The sequence below is a fragment of the Pelagicoccus sp. SDUM812002 genome (genome assembly GCF_031127835.1).
In the GTDB taxonomy this organism is placed as follows: domain Bacteria; phylum Verrucomicrobiota; class Verrucomicrobiia; order Opitutales; family Opitutaceae; genus Pelagicoccus.
The window spans coordinates 45,691-58,853 of the sequence record NZ_JARXHX010000002.1 but is presented as its reverse complement, the minus strand read 5'-3'; the positions used below and the strand labels follow the sequence as shown (position 1 = coordinate 58,853).

Below are 13,163 nucleotides of genomic sequence, written 5' to 3'. Positions count from 1 at the left end.
TATGAGCAACACCGGAAAGATCCTCCAAGTTATTGGACCAGTTGTAGACGTTCAGTTTGCACCCGAAACGATTCCGCCCATCTATCAGGCGCTTAAAATTCAGTTCACAGCAGCTGGAGCGAACATCGACCTCACCCTTGAAGTCCAGCAGCACCTTGGTGAAGGCGTTGTGCGTGCCGTTGCGATGTCTTCCACAGAAGGTCTCAAGCGCGGTATGGAAATCCTTGATACAGGAGCTCAGATTTCCGTGCCAGTTGGCGAAGGCGTTCTCGGACGTATCTTCAACGTAACCGGCGATCCCGTTGATAACCGCGGCGAAGTCAAGTTCGACAAGAAGTACGAGATTCACCGTCCTGCTCCACCACTGACCGAGCAAGACACCAAGGCGACGATCCTCGAAACCGGTATTAAGGTCATCGACCTCATTTGCCCTTTCATCAAGGGCGGTAAAGTTGGCGCCTTCGGTGGTGCTGGTGTTGGTAAGACCGTTGTGATCATGGAGCTCATCAACAACATCGCGAAGACTCACGGTGGATACTCCGTATTCGCAGGTGTGGGCGAACGTTCGCGTGAAGGAAATGACCTTTACCACGAAATGTCTGACTCCGGAGTTATCGACCAAGAGAACCTCGAAAACTCTAAGGTTGCTCTCGTTTACGGACAAATGAACGAACCGCCTGGTGCTCGTATGCGTGTTGCGCTTTCGGCTCTCTCCATGGCGGAGTACTTCCGTGACGAAAAGAACCAGGACGTACTTCTCTTCGTAGATAACGTGTTCCGTTTCTCCCAAGCCGGTTCCGAAGTATCCGCACTTCTTGGACGCTCTCCATCCGCGGTTGGTTATCAACCAACGCTCTCTTCGGAAATGGGCGCTCTCCAGGAACGTATCACTTCAACCACCAAGGGTTCCGTGACTTCCTTCCAGGCGGTATATGTACCTGCGGATGACTTGACCGACCCTGCTCCAGCAAACACATTCGCTCACCTTGACTCCACGATCGTACTCGAGCGTTCGATTGCTGACCTGGGTATCTACCCAGCGGTTGACCCACTCTCCTCCGTTTCGAAGGCTCTCGAGCCAGCAGTCGTTGGACAAGAGCATTATGATGTTGCCCGTGGCGTTCAACGCGTGCTTCAGCGCTACAAGGATTTGCAGGACATCATCGCGATTCTCGGACTCGACGAACTTTCGCCAGAAGATAGACAAACTGTCTTCCGTGCTCGTAAGATCCAGAAGTTCCTCTCCCAGCCGTTCAACGTGGCTGAAGTCTTCACCGGATTCCCGGGAAAGATCGTCCCCGTTTCGGAAACCATCAAGGGCTTCAAGCAAATCCTCGATGGCGAGCTCGACCACATCGCCGAAAACGACTTCTACATGAAGGGCGGACTCGACGAAGTTCTTGAAGCTTCTAAGGCCTAAGCCAGAGCAACACCCGGTAGGATATGTCACTCCAACTAGAAATTGTAACGCCGCACGGCAAGGTGTACGACGAGACGATCGACTCTGTCGTGATGCCTACCACTACAGGCGAAGTCGGGATCATGCCGGGGCACATTCCGCTCCTCACCGAACTTCAGCCAGGTGATATCGCTGTTTCCAGTTCTGGAACCGTCGTCCATCTCGCTGTGAGCAAGGGCTTTGCGCAATGTATCGGCGACAAGGTTTCTATCTTGGCGGAAAACGCCATCAGCGAATCCGATATCAACGTGAACGAGGTCGAAGCGGCAATGGCCCGAGCCCAAGACGCCCTCAAGAACGCGAAGGAGATGAGTGCAGAGGAGCTGGCCCAGCTCGAGACGACGATCCAATACGCGAACATTCAGCAGTTGCTGAAAAAGAAGCGGTAATCTTCTTTTGCTTAAATTCTTTCTAAGAGACCAGTCGCAAGGCTGGTCTCTTTTTTGATTCAGATTTACGCTTGGAGTATTCTCGTGACGATCTTGTGCATCGGTACGCCGCAGATTCCCTGATGGGTGATTCGCGACTTTGAATGGATTACCAAAGCTTCGTGGATCCATTGAATTTGAGTGTGTGACTCTTGCGTACCGCGAGAGAATGAGGCAATGAAAGCATAAGTGCCGGGGTGAAGAATCGGCATACGAAATTCGAAGCTAGCAGTGATTTCTTGTTCTGCTTCAAGTTTTAAACTTTGCTCTGCATTCGAGAGATAAGTGTTGTCTCCAAAAATATACTGCCCGTGACGGTCCTTCAAATTGAAGCCGAGGATAGGTAGGTCGATTTGCGTTCCGGCTTTAGCTCTTATCGTGAATCGTACTATCTCGCCTCCGACGACACCGGAAAGGCGTCGACCCTCGGAATCCTCGAGGAAGCAGTCGACTATATGCCCTTCGCCACTTCCGAATGAGTCGCTGGGTTCCTCAAGCAGCAGCACTTCCCATTGGTTGGGTTTGTTTTTTAGAGCTTCTTCTTCTCGTTGATCGTGTAGCTGATCTTCGTTTAACTCATAGGTTAACTTAAGCTGGTTGTTGATCTCAGTGGCGTTCTTCGAGCCATTCTCAGCGTTATGATAAAATGCTAGATATTGCTCGACCGCGACCTTGGGGGAACCGTCATACATGATCTCGCCGTCTTTCAACCAGATGCAGCGTTCGCAAATATTTTGTACCGACGAGAGGTCGTGGGTCACGAGAACCAGAGTTCTGTCTTTAATAAATTCTCGGATGAAGCGGGTACACTTTTGTACAAAGTAGAAGTCTCCGACGGCGAGAGCTTCATCGATGATCAAGATCTCGGGCTCGAGGTGGATGCGAACCGAAAAGGCCAAGCGAATAGTCATGCCGCTGCTGTACGTCTTGAGCGGTTGATCGATGAATTTCTCGAGTTCTGAGAAGTCGATGATTTCTTGGAGCTTCTCGTTGATGTTCTTTCTGTCGAAGCCGAGGATGGCTGCGTAAAGGTAGATGTTCTCTCGTCCAGAAAATTCTGGGTTGAAGCCGGAGCCGAGTTCAAGAAGGGCTGCGACGCGGCCTCGGGTTTTTGCGGTTCCTCGAGTGGGTTGGAGCGTACCAGCCAGTATTTGCAAGAGGGTACTCTTTCCCGATCCGTTGCGTCCAATGATACCGATGGACTCGCCTCGTTTCAGCTTGAAGCTGACATCTTTGAGAGCGGAGAACGTGGAGTAGTAGGGGTTGTCGTCTTTGCCGTTGTCGAAGGCACGGCGGAAGAGAGCCCAGACCGGTGCCTTAAGGCGAGAAGATGAGTCCCGCCAAATCTTGTAGTCCTTCGAAACGTTTTCGCAGTTAACGGCGTATTCGCTCTCGCTCATAGGTAGTCAGGGAAAGAGGGGCGCAGCTTCTGGAAGACGTAGTTCCCTAGCAAGAAAATGATGACAGCTGCGATTGCTGGCGCAACGTAGCTTTCGAGCGGCATGGGCTTATTCCACAGGACGATGTCGCGGATACCGTCCACCATGTAAACCAATGGGTTAAATTGCAGGTAGGTCCAAGCACCGGGTGGGATCTTGTCGACCGGATAGAAGACGGCGCTGCCGAAGAGGAGAGCCATGGAGAGGAATTGGGACGCGTTGCCGAGGTCCTTAATTACGACGCCGACGCTGGCGAAAAGCATACCGATGCCCGTGGCCATCAGAAACATGATGGGAAGCATTGCCAGGATGCCAAAGTGGGCGAGCGACACTCCGTTGCCCATGATGAGTGCTGCTGCCAAGATCAAGGCCGACTTTATGGCAAGTGTTAGCAGTGAAGCTATCAGGCGGGCGATGACGAGGGTTTCGAGTGGAAAGACTACTTTTTTGACGAAGCTCGAATGCGATTGGATGAGAGGGGGCGTCAACACAATGGTTTCGGCAAAAAAGTTATGAATAGCGAGTCCGACGAAAATCCCGAGCGCGTGCTGGAGCGGTGTTTCGTTGACGAAGGAGCCGCTGAATACATACCCAAAAACGAAGGAATATATTCCCAACATCATCAGCGGGGAGAGCAGTGTCCATACGACACCGAGGTAGCTCCCACGGTATTGCATTTGAATGTTCCGAGCGGCCAGTTGGAGTGTGAGGTGCCAGTGCGAGAATATGGATCGGACGGCTTTCGCCGAAGCGGTGAAAAGTTTCATCGATGGCTAGCTTTGGCTTCCGCGAGAGAGGCGTGGACCCGCGGGGCGAGGCGGCTTGTTTGATGGCTGAGTCTAGGACCTATTGACATTTTTGCCGACTATGAGTTTGGGGGTGGGATGATCGAGGACAAACTGCATTCTAAACCGTTGGTATCGGTGCTGGTCCTTGATTATAATGGGCAACGTTTTTGGCCAGAGTTGCTTGAAGCTTTGGGTAAGCAGACCTTTCGAAATTTCGAGTTAATAGTAGTAGAAAACGGTGGCCCTCTCAGCATACCGAAAAGGCTGGGTACTTTTTCGATCACGCATCTGCGAGGGCAGGGGAATCTGGGGTTTGCTGGGGGCGTTAATTATGGGGCAAGTCGAGCCTGCGGGAAATACTTGGCTCTCCTGAATAATGACGCGGTGCCGCATGCAGATTGGCTGATGGAGTTGGTTCTAACCATGGAGGCGGAGCCAGACGTGGGCGCGGTTTGTGGAAAGGTGCTTTTCTACGATCGTTACGTGCGTCTAGAGATCGAAGCTCCTGTCTTTCGGCCGGACCGAGAAGATGGAGTACAGGACGATCGCCTGCTTGGTATCCGAGTGAAGTTGGCTGAACGTCAAATCTCACTCTACCACAGGGAGGGGACGCACCGCTTGGAATTGGTTGAGGACGACCACTGGATTTGGACCAAGGAGCGTGCGGCCCTTTATTTTCCGGTAGAGACGCTGGGAGATCTCAGGGTAGAAATCGCGTCGCACGCGAGCCAGTTTGGCAAGTTTGCGGACTTTCGCCTTGAGGGAGGTGATTGGCAAAGAGTCACCCTCACGGGCGAGAGGCAGACCGTCTGTTTACCCATTTCCGAGAACGCGCTTTTCGATGTGGTGAATAGTGCCGGAAGCGAATTCGCAGAGGACTGGAGCCTGCGTGAGCTTGGGCTTTACGAAAGGGATGGTGCTGCATTTTCGCAGGAGAAGGAACTAGAGATGGGTAGTGCCTGTTCTTTGCTCATACGCAGGGCGGCTCTCACCGATGAGCCTTTTGACTCGGAATTTTTCGCGTATTTCGAGGACAGCGACCTTTGCCTGAGGCTTCGCCGTTCTGGCTGTAAAATCCTGTTTCAGCCACGCAGCGTGGTGAGGCACCACGGCTCGGCGACTTCCGGAGTGCTGTCGTCCATGAACATCTTTTTCTCATTGAGGAACCGGGTGTGGATGGTGGCCAAATTCGCGCCTTGGCCGGTTGTTTTACGCCTACTTTGGAATGGATTCTCGGGCTTCGATAAGTTCGACCGATACTTGCATGAACCCTTCACCTTGTTCCGGTTGAAACGCGAAACCTGGGCGGGCTTGATCAAGCGTTTGTGGCGTCGGCTTTGCGACGACGATTAGCGGCTTTCCCAAGGTACCCCAAGAGAATGCTGCTCTCATCTGAATTGTCGAAGCTGGATAGGGTGGCCCCGTCGTCGCGGTAATGGTGAGGGTTGGCTTGTAGTTTCGCCAACCCGTCTGCGATTTCAGGCACGTTTGTGGCATCGACAGCCAGAGCCTGAGGAGCCAGTAGGTGTGAGTCGTAGCCGTTGCTTCGCAGCACCGGTTTTTGAAAAAAGTGCGCTTCCAATAGCGGCAGTCCAAATCCTTCGTACAGGCTTGGGAATACAAGCGAGTGAGCGAGTTCCCAAACAGCCTTGTAGTCGGTGAGGGTCGTGTGCCCGATCGGATGTATGTAATCCTCGAGCCCAATTTCGGAAATGATTCGAGCGATCCTTATTCCCCGTTCGTCAATTTGACCAGTGAGCACGAGATGGAGGGCTTGGTCGCCAGCTTTTGCCTTGTAGATCGAATAGGCTTCGATGAGACGCTCGTGGTTTTTGTGTGACCAGTAATTGGCCGGATAAAGGAAATAGCGATGCGGGAGGTGCGCTATTTGAGAAGGGAGGTTTCCCATCTCCACTCTGTTGAAGCGTCCGTGCAAGGGGAGGCCGATGGAAAAGACCGTTTCGGGGTTCGTTCCGAATTCTTTGACCAGTTCGTCTTTGCAGTATTCAGAATTGGTTTGGATCAAAACCGAACGCTCGACGGCTTCCGCGTACCAGCGATCGCGAAATTGGACTTCAGCGGGTGGCAGAGTTTCTGGGTAGCCTCGATGCAACACGTCGACTATAAGGCTGACTTGTGGGACTTCAGGCGTGTAGAGCTCGGAGAATCCAAACCCGGCGTACAGCGCGTCGACCCGGAGCAAAGCGAGCAAATTTTCTGGCAAATCAGGCCAGTATCGGAGCGATGGTAGCGTCCCGTTGCTGCTTCGAGGCTCGTAGGCTCTGCGGGGACCGAGCACGTGGATCTGATGAAGTCCGTCCAGCCCGAGAAAACAGAGTTCCGGCACGATTTCCTCCCTACAGAACACGAAGAGCCTGATTTCTTGAGAGTGCTTCTCTACGAAGCGGCGGAGAAATTCGTAGTGATGCACCTTGATTCCCCCGTTGGTGCCACCAGCGGATAGGCGAGCAATGTCGTAGGCGACTGTGAGCAGCCGTTGTGAAGTCAGTGTCATCCTCTTCTTTGCTGTAGGGTAGGCGGTCGATGGCGAGCCATTTGCACCGAGAGTAGTATTTCAATGTCTAATTTATAACAGAAATTTTATAATTATCTTGATCCGTAAATTTACCAATGTATGCATGCTGTTTGTTCGATGTCGGGGGAGTATCTTTGATGTCCCTTCTCGATTTGTGCCATGAAAACTTTATTCGCTGTTTTAGTCGTGTTTGGACTTACTCAACTCTCGTTGGCGGATTCTGTCGCATCGGAATTTTTGCCGGACGATCTGAAAATTGAGGCTATGGAGGCCCCCGTCTTTGCGAGTGTCCATGGATCTTATGGACTAATAGGAGCCCTATGTTTAGGGCTAATTGTTATGTTGAGGTTGAAGCGTCAGGGGCGGTAAAGTCTGATAGAACGTTTCATCCTTGTGCGGTAAGCGTGGCAGGGCTTTTCTAAACGATTCCTGCCAGCTAAGGCAAATCGATGAAAGACAAGCGAACAGTGGATATGCGCGTAATGAGCGAGTGGGTACAGCCTGGCTCGCGCGTTCTCGATCTTGGCTGCGGACGTGGCGTATTGCTCGAGTATTTAAAGCAAAAACTGGGGGTAGAAGCGGTCGGTGTTGATCTCGATCCAGAAAAAGCCCGATCCTGCGTTAAACGCGGTATTAGCGTGTATATGGGCGATATGATGGATTTCATGAAGTCCTTCCCCGACAAGCACTTCGATTACGTTATCTGTTCCCGTACCATGCAGGAACTCAGTTCTCCATCAGTAGTGATCGAGGAAGCTCTGCGAGTTTCCAGCCACATGTTAGTGGGCTTTGTAAACTACGCATATTGGCGCAATCGTCTGAGCATGCTTCTCAACGGCCGCGTTATTCGAAACGAGGTCTATCCATCGCCTTGGTCGGTATCGCGTCCAAGCAATCCGGTTTCTGTCCAACAGTTCGAGATATTCTGCCGCAAACGTGGCATCCAGGTGGAGAGACACCTCTGCCTTGGCGGCAATTGGGAAACCCAAAAGCGTATTTTGCTCAATTTGCTCAGCGGATACGCGGTCTTCGATCTTAAGGCGACGGCTTAGGTGTATTCCGAGTGCGGGTGGATTTGGCTGGTACGTTCCCTAATCTTAAAAATTGGACTAAATTGCCTGTCCGACTGGTTTCGAGATAGGTTTTAGCTAGGATCAGCCATTGCTTTTCGCCACCTTGACCGCATCCCAATGACTCCATTTCTCGAACTAGCCACCCACGAAATATCCCCTACGAATCGCGACGATATCGTTCGCGAATTCTTGCCTAAGCTAGATTCGGTCCGTGACGACGTCGAGTTCGACCTCGCTCTTTGGTCACTCGCTCAACGGCTAGCGGTCGATACCGAGGAGCTTTTGCGGCAGATCGGAGCTCGATGGTTAAAGGGGTCAACGTTGCTGACAGAAACCCTGCGTGACTCTGGAGATGAGGGGCCTAGCGAGGCATTGCGGATCTTGTTTGCTCGCTTTAGACCGTCTGCGGAGGCCCCACTACCTGGTATGGAAGCTTTTTCAGTTGAGGTCATCGCTGTGACAAATGATCGCGTGAGGGTAACGTGCGAAGGAGCCCGTCGCTGTTGTTCCTTCATCGAGGGCATGGCGAGAGCGCTGTGCGAAGCGTTTGGTGTTTCGCTGCGTTACATCCGGCAGCCTAAGCGCGCCACTCGCGTTTTGATAACTTTCAATTGCTTGGCGAGCTAGAGGAGAAACGCCCGCGTGAGCTCAAACAGTTCGTCGGAATCTACGAGGAAGGAATCATGTCCGAGGTCCATATCGATTTGCAGGTAGGATGCCTCTTTCCCTTGTCGCAGCATGGCGAGAACGACCTCTCGGTTTTGAGCAGGAGGGAAGAGCCAGTCGGAGGTAAATCCGACCACTAAGGCGCGGCACTTCATGTTGGCGACTGCCTTGTCCAAGCTTCCGTAGGACCCGGCTAGATCGAAATACCCGAGGGCTCGGGTGAAGTAGAGGTAGGTGTTGGCGTCGAAACGGTTGGTGAAGCTTTCGCCTTGGTAGCGAAGGTAGCTCTCCACCTCGAACTCGATGTCGAAAGTGTACTTGCTGTCGTAGCCAGCTTGGCGCCTCCGGCCAAACTTCCGGTCCATGCTGGTATCAGAAAGGTAGGTGATGTGAGCCATCATGCGAGCGATTGCGAGGCCCATGTTCGGGCCTTTATCCGGCTCGTAGTTACCTTCTTTCCACTCGGGATCCTGCATGATCGCTTGGCGGCCGACTTCGTCGAAGGCAATCGCTTGGGACTTTTGCCTCCAGGTGGTAGCCATAGGAAGGATACGCTCGATAAAGTCTGGATATTCGATTGCCCACTGCAGTACTTGCATACCGCCCATCGAGCCGCCGATCGCGGCGTGGAGCTTCTTGATTCCGAGGCTGTCAAGAAGCAGTTTTTGGGTTCGTACCATGTCGACCACGTTCACGAACGGGAATGTGAGATTGTAGGGCGTGCCGGTTTCGGGGTTGATCGACTTGGGGCCCGTTGATCCTTGGCAGCCACCGATGCAATTGGAGCATACCACGAAGAAGCGATTGGTATCGATTGGCTTCCCGGGGCCGATCATATTATTCCACCAGCCCGGCTTGCGGTCACGGAGGCTATAGATGCCTGCGCAGTGGTGGTCTCCTGTCAGGGCGTGGGCGACGAGGATAGCGTTCGTCCCGTCAGCGTTGAGCCGCCCGTAGGTTTCGTAGCGCAGCGTGAACTCAGGAATGCTTTGACCGCTTTCGAAGGTGAAGGGTTGCGGGTAGTAGAAGTCGACAGGCTCGACGAGTCCTACCTCGCCGGCATCGTCCAGCCCGTGATCCTCTTCGGTTGCGTTCATGTAGGGAGTTTTTGTGTGGGCTTGAGCAGGTGTCGAGAGCGAAGAAGGGGACTTGTGGAGAAGGGGAGATGGAGAGGTCGTTTTTTTCGTTTGAATAGTGTGAAGTTAAGACAGAATTTGAATCCACTTACCTATCCCCCTCGAACCCACAGGTGAGGTGCTGCGACTGTCGACTGGCACCTCCTTCGAGTAAATTCATGAAAATCGCCCTACTCTTATCGTGCTTCCTAAGCTTGGCTTGCCTCGGCACTGCTCGGCCCAAGAAGGACGTGCCGTTCATCAACCTGCGACCGACCGATACACTGTACATCCAAGTCATGGACAGTGTGTACATGAATGGGAGTTCAATAGGTGAAACGGACCGTTTTCATCGCATCGAGCAAACGTTGGAAGACGTGTTCGAGGACATCAATTTTCCGCTCAACTACAAGATCGAGCGTTTTGGCGCCCAGCAGACGCCGCCAAACCAACCTCGGCTGGATCTGACCATATTCAAGTGGGGCGACAATGGCTTGAGCGAGGTCGAGGCGCGTTTCAGTGCCAGCATCAAGCGCGACTACACGAGAAACAAGCTCGGCACTTACTTCACTCGAGCACCTTCGCCTTTCGGGGGATATGATCGGATCATACGAGCTCACAACGAGGTTATGGAGGAAGCGATCGAGGAAATGGTGATGGAGCTCAACACGCGACTATCGGTCGGTTTGATCGAGGAGGAAAAGGCCGCAGCGGAAGGCGAAGATGACGTCTCAAAAAGCGAGTAGCGATTCTTCGTTGCGAATGGAAGGAGACAATACGCATTCCATGGACGATGCTAGTATCGAGGCTGAGCTGATACGGCGGATTGCCCGGCAGGAGCGAGCCGCGTTTGACGAACTGTACGCTCGATACTCGCGTCCACTTTTTTCGTATATTGCCAAGTTTCTGCGTGACAGGGGGTTAGCTGAGGAGGTCCTTCAAGACGCGTTCGTGAAGATATGGCGCTCGGCTCCTCGCTACGACCGCAGCCTCTCGCGTCCATTCAGCTGGTGCGTCTTGATAACTAAGCGTCTTTGCATAGACCGCATGCGTGCCATGAAGCCAGTGACGGTAACTGATGACCCGATGGCGCTTAAACCGGTCGACGAACAGCGGCAGTCCGAGAAAGACCCATCACAACGTGTGGAAATGGACGACCAGCTCAGTCTCTTGGAGGAGATGGTGGAGCGTCTCCCCGATTCCCAACGCCTCAGCCTCCAACTCGCCATGAATAAGGGGCTAACCCAACAAGAAATTTCAGATCAGCTAAATATGCCGCTTGGCACGGTGAAAACCGCCATGCGCCGCGGCATGCAACGACTCAAAAACATGATGGCACCAAGCTATGAATAACGAACTCATAGAAGAAAAAGCCCAACTCTACGCTCTCGGCATTTTACCCGAGTCCGAAAAGAAGGAATTCGAAAGCAAGGTCCGCGAAGATCGAGAACTGCAGTCGCTCGTGCACGAGTACCAGCGACTCGTCGAGCTCGAAGCGAGGCCGGCAAGGGCGGAGCCTTCATTCCAAACCTACTCACAGGTCATGGAAGAAATCGATGGAGCGAGCGAGCCGCATACCGCGAGTGCTACTGGCTCGACGCTTGTCTCCTTTGCGACTTGGGGCGGCTGGGCGGCAGCAGCGTGTGCGGCGCTTGCATTAATGATCAGCTACTTCGGAGCTAAAGGAGGAGTGAATACCCAGTCCGATATCGTGCTCAACAATTTGGCCAATCCGCGCATCATTGCGGTGCAAACTCCCTCAGAAGACTTCGCTGTGGAAGATCGCATGCTCGAACTGGCGGGCCTCGCTGAGGCTTATTGGTTCTCTCGCGAAGGCATTCCTGCTGGCCAATTGCTCGATGGGCAGGAAGACACGGAAGTTGCTGAGATGTCGGGAGGGTTCACCATCTACGATCGCCGTTACAACATCGGTTTTATCGCGGTGGAAAACTTGCCTCGCGAGGCTCCCAACAAAAGCTATCATGTCTGGGCCAAGACGGATCCGTCCGCTGCCCCGGTTCGTGCGGGCACTTTACCGATAGGCGAAGAGTCGCGTGGCCTGTTCTTCTTTGACCTTTCGACGCTTCCCAAAGGCGCTTCGCTTGATTCGCTCAGTTTTTTCGTAACTGAGGAGGAAAGCGAGGACCCGACAGCCCCGAGCCAGATGGTGGTGCTAAGTGATGTTTAAGGAATAAGCTTCGACTCACAATGGGAGAGTATCCTTTATGCTCTTCTTACATTTTAACATTGCCGCCCTCTGGGCGGCTTTTTTTGCTCATCGAGTTCGCGACTTTCGCAAAAACCTCCCCTGTTAACTCGAATCATGAAACGATTGCTCCGTCTCCTCCCCGCTACCCTCCTCCTAATGCTTCCGACCCTCGCTCACGCTCAGGAAGGAATCCCCGACCACGACTCTGGTGACACCGCATGGATGATCGTGGCTACTGCTTTGGTTCTTTTCATGACTTTGCCGGGACTGGCCCTTTTCTACGGTGGTTTGGTTCGCGCCAAAAACGTGCTCTCTATACTGATGCAGTGTTTCTCTATCTGTGCGGTCATGTCCGTGCTTTGGGTGATCTTCGGCTACAGTCTCGCGGTGAGCGGCGACAATCCGTTTATCGGAAACTTCGACCTCGCCTTCCTCAATCACCTCACGGTCGACTCCCTCTCCGGCACGATTCCCGAATCGGTTTTTGTAACTTTCCAGATGACATTCGCGATCATCACCCCCGCTCTCATTATTGGTGCCTTCGCAGAGCGCGTTAAATTTTCCGCAGTTCTGATATTCTCGATCCTCTGGTTTATCTTTTCTTACATTCCTGTTTGGCACATGGCTTGGTCGGAGAACGGCTATTTCCACAATTGGAGCGTAATGGATTTCGCAGGCGGAACCGTTGTCCACATCAACGCAGCAATGGCCGGACTGGTGGGCTGTTTGATGGTGGGCAAGCGTAAGAAGGCGTTTGAGGAGCCGATAAAGCCACACAACCTTCCTCTTACGGTGGTGGGCGCCGCGATGCTTTGGGTCGGTTGGTTCGGCTTCAACGCTGGCAGTGCGGTAGCAGCTGACGGAACCGCCGGCATGGCGATGCTGGTTACGCAAATCGCGTGTGCCACCTGTGCAGTGACTTGGATGCTAATTGAGCTATTCGTACACGGCAAGGCGTCAGCTTTGGGAGTGGCGACGGGTGCTGTGGCCGGCTTGGTCGCCATCACTCCAGCCTCTGGAAACGCCGGTCCTATGGGCGCCATATTGATTGGAATTTGCTCGGCGGTTTGCTGTTACTTAGTCGCCGTTAAGCTAAAGTTTATCCTGAAGATCGACGACTCGCTCGACGTTTTCGGAGTGCATGGAATCGGCGGTATCGTAGGGGCGATCCTCACGGGTGTGGTCGCTTCCGAGTCGTTCGGAGGAACGGGTTACGGCGAAGGCATCGGAATGGCTACCCAAGTATGGGGCCAATTTATGAGCGTGATCATCACGGTTGTCTGGAGCGGCCTCGTATCCTTTATCCTCTTCTTCGTTCTCAACAAGGTGATGGGACTGCGCGTCGAGTCTGACGATGAGTTGCGCGGCCTCGACTTGAGCGATCATGACGAACAAGCATATGAGCTTTAAAGCTCTTCCTTAGAATTAATTTTGCCAAGCCCAGGCGCGA

13 protein-coding genes are annotated in these 13,163 nt (G+C 53.1%); 9 read left to right on the top strand and 4 right to left on the bottom strand.

All coding sequences use genetic code 11. The features are described 5' to 3' along the window. Position 1 precedes the first annotated feature (1 nt). Positions 2–1,420, top strand: coding sequence for a F0F1 ATP synthase subunit beta (gene atpD / locus QEH53_RS03945; protein ID WP_309021830.1), 1,419 nt, complete (start codon positions 2–4; stop codon positions 1,418–1,420). 23 nt (positions 1,421–1,443) lie between these two features. Then, a complete protein-coding gene (gene atpC, locus QEH53_RS03940) occupies positions 1,444–1,848 on the top strand; it encodes an ATP synthase F1 subunit epsilon (protein WP_309021829.1) in 405 nt (134 codons plus the stop codon). A gap of 65 nt (positions 1,849–1,913) precedes the next feature. On the opposite strand, the gene QEH53_RS03935 is transcribed toward atpC, so the two are convergent. Both QEH53_RS03935 and QEH53_RS03930 read right to left on the bottom strand, forming a co-directional pair. Then, the gene (locus QEH53_RS03935; RefSeq protein ID WP_309021828.1) at positions 1,914–3,287 is read right to left on the bottom strand and encodes an ABC transporter ATP-binding protein; all 1,374 of its coding nucleotides are present in this window, start codon (positions 3,285–3,287) and stop codon (positions 1,914–1,916) included. Beyond that, a complete protein-coding gene (locus QEH53_RS03930) occupies positions 3,284–4,093 on the bottom strand; it encodes an ABC transporter permease (RefSeq protein WP_309021827.1) in 810 nt (269 codons plus the stop codon). The genes QEH53_RS03935 and QEH53_RS03930 overlap by 4 nt, the downstream gene beginning before the upstream one ends. Positions 4,094–4,210: 117 nt before the next feature. Between QEH53_RS03930 and QEH53_RS03925 the strand changes: the two genes are divergently transcribed. Beyond that, entirely contained in the window at positions 4,211–5,467 is a 1,257-nt protein-coding gene (locus tag QEH53_RS03925; protein ID WP_309021826.1) for a glycosyltransferase family 2 protein, read from the top strand. Here the strand turns inward: QEH53_RS03925 and QEH53_RS03920 are convergent. Next, a complete protein-coding gene (locus QEH53_RS03920; protein WP_309021825.1) occupies positions 5,430–6,629 on the bottom strand; it encodes a glycosyltransferase in 1,200 nt (399 codons plus the stop codon). The genes QEH53_RS03925 and QEH53_RS03920 overlap by 38 nt on opposite strands. Positions 6,630–7,099: 470 nt before the next feature. Between QEH53_RS03920 and QEH53_RS03915 the strand changes: the two genes are divergently transcribed. Beyond that, the gene (locus QEH53_RS03915) at positions 7,100–7,702 is read left to right on the top strand and encodes a methionine biosynthesis protein MetW (protein WP_309021824.1); all 603 of its coding nucleotides are present in this window, start codon (positions 7,100–7,102) and stop codon (positions 7,700–7,702) included. A 138-nt stretch (positions 7,703–7,840) separates the two neighbouring features. Further along, positions 7,841–8,350 (top strand): hypothetical protein, encoded by a 510-nt coding sequence (locus QEH53_RS03910; protein WP_309021823.1) that lies wholly within the window; start codon positions 7,841–7,843, stop codon positions 8,348–8,350. On the opposite strand, the gene QEH53_RS03905 is transcribed toward QEH53_RS03910, so the two are convergent. Beyond that, positions 8,347–9,486 carry a homoserine O-acetyltransferase gene (locus tag QEH53_RS03905; RefSeq protein WP_309021822.1) on the bottom strand — a complete coding sequence of 380 codons (1,140 nt, stop codon included), beginning with the start codon at positions 9,484–9,486 and terminating at the stop codon, positions 8,347–8,349. The two genes, QEH53_RS03910 and QEH53_RS03905, sit on opposite strands and share 4 nt — an antisense overlap. A gap of 197 nt (positions 9,487–9,683) precedes the next feature. Between QEH53_RS03905 and QEH53_RS03900 the strand changes: the two genes are divergently transcribed. From QEH53_RS03900 to QEH53_RS03885, 4 genes are all read left to right on the top strand, one after another. Next, positions 9,684–10,250, top strand: coding sequence for a hypothetical protein (locus QEH53_RS03900; protein ID WP_309021821.1), 567 nt, complete (start codon positions 9,684–9,686; stop codon positions 10,248–10,250). After that, entirely contained in the window at positions 10,228–10,857 is a 630-nt protein-coding gene (locus QEH53_RS03895; RefSeq protein WP_309021820.1) for a sigma-70 family RNA polymerase sigma factor, read from the top strand. The genes QEH53_RS03900 and QEH53_RS03895 overlap by 23 nt, the downstream gene beginning before the upstream one ends. Beyond that, positions 10,850–11,692, top strand: a complete 843-nt coding sequence (locus tag QEH53_RS03890; protein ID WP_309021819.1) for an anti-sigma factor — start codon at positions 10,850–10,852, stop codon at positions 11,690–11,692. Before QEH53_RS03895 ends, QEH53_RS03890 begins: the two co-directional genes overlap by 8 nt. Before the next feature lie 135 nt (positions 11,693–11,827). After that, complete coding sequence (locus QEH53_RS03885; RefSeq protein WP_309021818.1) at positions 11,828–13,123, top strand: ammonium transporter; 1,296 nt, start codon at positions 11,828–11,830, stop codon at positions 13,121–13,123. Positions 13,124–13,163: the final 40 nt, after the last annotated feature.

Bases quoted from the DNA above. Each gene is read 5' to 3' on its own strand.
- QEH53_RS03925 (WP_309021826.1), top strand. From the start codon at position 4,211: ATGATCGAGGACAAACTGCATTCTAAACCGTTGGTATCGGTGCTGGTC.
- QEH53_RS03915 (WP_309021824.1), top strand. From the start codon at position 7,100: ATGAAAGACAAGCGAACAGTGGATATGCGCGTAATGAGCGAGTGGGTA.
- QEH53_RS03920 (WP_309021825.1), bottom strand. From the start codon at position 6,629: ATGACACTGACTTCACAACGGCTGCTCACAGTCGCCTACGACATTGCT.
- QEH53_RS03890 (WP_309021819.1), top strand. From the start codon at position 10,850: ATGAATAACGAACTCATAGAAGAAAAAGCCCAACTCTACGCTCTCGGC.
- atpC (WP_309021829.1), top strand. From the start codon at position 1,444: ATGTCACTCCAACTAGAAATTGTAACGCCGCACGGCAAGGTGTACGAC.
- QEH53_RS03885 (WP_309021818.1), top strand. From the start codon at position 11,828: ATGAAACGATTGCTCCGTCTCCTCCCCGCTACCCTCCTCCTAATGCTT.
- QEH53_RS03900 (WP_309021821.1), top strand. From the start codon at position 9,684: ATGAAAATCGCCCTACTCTTATCGTGCTTCCTAAGCTTGGCTTGCCTC.
- QEH53_RS03935 (WP_309021828.1), bottom strand. From the start codon at position 3,287: ATGAGCGAGAGCGAATACGCCGTTAACTGCGAAAACGTTTCGAAGGAC.
- QEH53_RS03895 (WP_309021820.1), top strand. From the start codon at position 10,228: ATGACGTCTCAAAAAGCGAGTAGCGATTCTTCGTTGCGAATGGAAGGA.
- QEH53_RS03930 (WP_309021827.1), bottom strand. From the start codon at position 4,093: ATGAAACTTTTCACCGCTTCGGCGAAAGCCGTCCGATCCATATTCTCG.
- atpD (WP_309021830.1), top strand. From the start codon at position 2: ATGAGCAACACCGGAAAGATCCTCCAAGTTATTGGACCAGTTGTAGAC.
- QEH53_RS03905 (WP_309021822.1), bottom strand. From the start codon at position 9,486: ATGAACGCAACCGAAGAGGATCACGGGCTGGACGATGCCGGCGAGGTA.
- QEH53_RS03910 (WP_309021823.1), top strand. From the start codon at position 7,841: ATGACTCCATTTCTCGAACTAGCCACCCACGAAATATCCCCTACGAAT.